Origin of the sequence: Actinophytocola sp., assembly GCF_035712165.1 — a bacterium.
In the GTDB taxonomy this organism is placed as follows: Bacteria; Actinomycetota; Actinomycetes; order Mycobacteriales; family Pseudonocardiaceae; genus DASYTH01.
Genome location: NZ_DASTBH010000301.1, coordinates 1 through 2,911 on the forward strand (window position 1 = coordinate 1; position 2,911 = coordinate 2,911).

Genomic DNA, 2,911 nt, shown 5'->3' on the forward strand with positions numbered 1-2,911 from the left:
TACCTCAATGACGGCAAGGAAAACCTGGAAGCAGCGTCCACTATGGACGGTCACCCGAACGACACCGCCGGCACGGCGTGCCCGGTGGCGTAGGACGCCAGCCGGTCCGCCAGATCATCGGGGCCGCCGTCGCGCAACCGCGGCGGGTCCGGCCGCCCGGCGGGGCGTTCGGTCCGCGCCACGCTGGTCTCCCGGACGGCGAACGCCGCGACCAGGTCGGGGTCGGGCAGCACGTCGCCGCCCAGGTAGGCCACCACGCGCAGATCCCCGGTGGCCCTCGGCTCCACGGCCAGCGACCAGCCGCACAGTTCGTGCCACAGCAACGCGGTGTCCCAGCCGGGGTAGTGCGGATGCCGCAGGTCGACCGCCAGGTAGGCGCTGGCCGGCGGCTCCGGCTGCACCGTCCAGCCGGGCCCGGACAGACCCAGCGCCGCCGCCACCAGCGACACGTAACCGTGCAGCCCACGCGCCGCAGCCGACTCGAATTCCAACTCCATCACTGGCCTCCCCTAACCGGGCGGTCTGATGGAACGGGAAACGCCGGCTGTTTGACGCCACCGATCCAAGGTCGAGGTATCCCCCGGGCACCCCCGGCCAAACCTCATCGCCCCAGACGGGTGATCTAGGTTTGGTTTCCGACCTTCATCCGGGCCCGGTACCGGTCATGGGCCTCGGTCAGCAGTTCCGGCGCCAGCCAGGCCAGCGGCCGCACCGCGACCAGCAGCGGTTCGTTGTCCGGACCGACATCGACCACGACTCCGGTGAGCACCCACGGCCGGGCCCCCTCGCCGATCTTGTGCCGGTACTGGCACACCGCCCGGGCCAGCCAGTCCTCGGTGGGCAGGGTCCACCAGCCGGGTGGTCGCAGCGGGTTGGCCGAATGACCGGGCATGGCCAACCCGCTCTCGTGGTCGACGCTGGGATGCACCGCGTCCGCCTCCGGTCCCGGGGAGTACCGCAGATACACCGGAACGTCGAGCTCAACCAGCTCGGCCAGTTCGGCAAGCCGGGTCACGGTATGCATCGGTCCTCCGTTCACGCAGTTCAGCACGGTTTACCCCGGTTCGGACCGGGGAATCACGCCGGGAACGGCAACGCGCGATGGAGGGAACGCATGGGTCGGCGGTGGGACAGGCTGAACCGGGTCGAGGCCCGGGCGGTGGCCAGCGTGCCCGTGCTGCCGAACCGGCCACCGAACCCGGCGGTGATCGCGGTGACCACGGCCGGTCGCGGCGGCGCGCTGTGGCTGGCGCTGTGTGCCGCGGAGGCGCTGCGTCCCGGCGGCGACCGGCGGGCGGCCCGGCACGCCGCCCTGGCCGTGCTCAGCGCACTGGGCCTGGCCCATCTGGTCAAACGGGTGGTGCCGCGCCGGGCCCGGCCCGAGCCGCCCGGCGGTCCGGCCCGCCGGAGCCTGCCGGAACGCCCGGACTCCTCGTCGTTTCCCTCGGCGCACGCGGCGACGGCGGCCGCGTTCACCGCCGCCCTGGCCGTGCACGACCTCCGCCGGGCCGCTCTGGTCGCGCCGCTGACCCTCACCTCCAGCTACGGCCGGTTGCGCACCCGGGTGCACTGGCCGACCGACCTGCTCGCCGGGGTCACCCTCGGGACCGCGACCGCCGTGCTGGCCGGCCGGTTTCTTGATCGCTGAAGGTTTGCCTGCCGGATGCCCTGGTCATTCTGGGCCCATGATGCGCCGTGGCCTGTTCACCGCCTATCTGACCGTCATCCTGGGCGGCCTGGCGTACTTCATCGTCATCGGGGTTCTGGGCCGGTAAGGGGGCCGAATGAGAAGGGTGCTGCGGGACAACGGCCTCGGCCTGGCGTTCGGAGTGCTGTTCCTGGCCGCGCTGGTCGGCCAGGCGTTCGCCGGGCTGGCCGAGTTCAACGAGACGCAGCGTGCCCACGGCGAGCCGGTGGCCTCGTTCTGGCAGTTCGTCACCTCCAGCGACTTCGTCGTCGAGGTCGCCGAGAACTGGCAGTCGGAGTACCTGCAGTTTCTCCTGTTCATCCTCGCCACCGTGTGGCTGATCCAGCGTGGTTCGCCGGAGTCAAAGCAGCCGCACGAGATCGGCGGCGAGACCGACGAGCAGCAACGGCTCGGCGCGCACACCACCAAGGACTCCCCCGCCTGGGCCCGGGCGGGCGGCTGGCGCACCGCCGTGTACTCCAACTCGCTCGGCCTGTTGATGGCCGCACTGTTCCTGCTGTCCTGGCTGGCGCAGTCGTTGGCCGGTCTGGTGGTCTACAACAACGACCAGCTCAGCCACCAGCAGGAGCAGGTGAGCTGGCCGCAGTACCTGGCAAGCGCAGACTTCTGGGACCGCACCCTGCAGAACTGGCAGTCGGAGTTCCTGGCCATCGGCTCGATGGTGGTGCTGTCGATCTACCTGCGGCAGCGTGGCTCACCGGAGTCCAAACCGGTCGGCGCCCCGCACGTCACCACCGACGAGTCCGGCTGATGCGTGCCGGCCCGGCTCAGCTCAGCGCCAGCGGCAGGGTGGTCAGGAGGTACTGACCGTGGCGGCCGTTGGCCGGGCGCAGCCGTGGATCGAGCCGCGCGGCGACGGCTCGCGGGGTGAGTCGGGGCAGCGTGGGGGCCGGGCCGAGCCGGACCGCGGCGGTGTCGTGCCCGGCGCCGCCGCGGCTGATCGTGTAGGCCACGCAGGTGAACGCGCTGCCCGGGGCAGGCCGGCCGATGAGCGGGAGCACGTCGGCGGCGCGGCGGGGCAGGAAACATGCCTGGCGCACACCGTCCACCGAGCACTCCCGCCAGCTTTCGCGGCCGCGTTGCGGCGTCGGGCCGGCGCCGGCCGCCACGATCAGGTCGTGGTGCAGTTCCGGGGTGTCCAGCACGGCGTTCGGGTAGCCGGCGGCGGACAGTTCGGCCGACAGCCGCAATGCCGCGACGGCC

The 2,911-nt window shown here is 72.0% G+C and carries 5 protein-coding genes; 2 read left to right on the forward strand and 3 right to left on the reverse strand.

Going from position 1 to position 2,911, the window contains the following annotated elements; translation table 11 throughout:
- Window positions 1-50: 50 nt before the first annotated feature.
- Entirely contained in the window at window positions 51-497 is a 447-nt protein-coding gene (locus tag VFO68_RS17100; RefSeq protein ID WP_325159295.1) for a DUF6292 family protein, read from the reverse strand.
- Window positions 498-622: 125 nt separating this feature from the next.
- Window positions 623-1,024 carry a DUF6098 family protein gene (locus VFO68_RS17105; protein ID WP_325159296.1) on the reverse strand — a complete coding sequence of 134 codons (402 nt, stop codon included), beginning with the start codon at window positions 1,022-1,024 and terminating at the stop codon, window positions 623-625.
- Between the two features lie 90 nt (window positions 1,025-1,114).
- Between VFO68_RS17105 and VFO68_RS17110 the strand changes: the two genes are divergently transcribed.
- Both VFO68_RS17110 and VFO68_RS17115 read left to right on the forward strand, forming a co-directional pair.
- The gene (locus tag VFO68_RS17110; RefSeq protein ID WP_325159297.1) at window positions 1,115-1,648 is read left to right on the forward strand and encodes a phosphatase PAP2 family protein; all 534 of its coding nucleotides are present in this window, start codon (window positions 1,115-1,117) and stop codon (window positions 1,646-1,648) included.
- Window positions 1,649-1,784: 136 nt separating this feature from the next.
- Window positions 1,785-2,459 carry a DUF6766 family protein gene (locus VFO68_RS17115; protein ID WP_325159298.1) on the forward strand — a complete coding sequence of 225 codons (675 nt, stop codon included), beginning with the start codon at window positions 1,785-1,787 and terminating at the stop codon, window positions 2,457-2,459.
- Between the two features lie 16 nt (window positions 2,460-2,475).
- On the opposite strand, the gene VFO68_RS17120 is transcribed toward VFO68_RS17115, so the two are convergent.
- The coding region (locus VFO68_RS17120) for a type VII secretion protein EccE (protein WP_325159299.1) at window positions 2,476-2,911 on the reverse strand (436 nt) is incomplete at its 5' end.

Coding starts and splice junctions, on each gene's coding strand:
- VFO68_RS17100 (WP_325159295.1), bottom strand. CDS start 497: ATGGAGTTGGAATTCGAGTCGGCTGCGGCGCGTGGGCTGCACGGTTAC.
- VFO68_RS17105 (WP_325159296.1), bottom strand. CDS start 1,024: ATGCATACCGTGACCCGGCTTGCCGAACTGGCCGAGCTGGTTGAGCTC.
- VFO68_RS17110 (WP_325159297.1), top strand. CDS start 1,115: ATGGGTCGGCGGTGGGACAGGCTGAACCGGGTCGAGGCCCGGGCGGTG.
- VFO68_RS17115 (WP_325159298.1), top strand. CDS start 1,785: ATGAGAAGGGTGCTGCGGGACAACGGCCTCGGCCTGGCGTTCGGAGTG.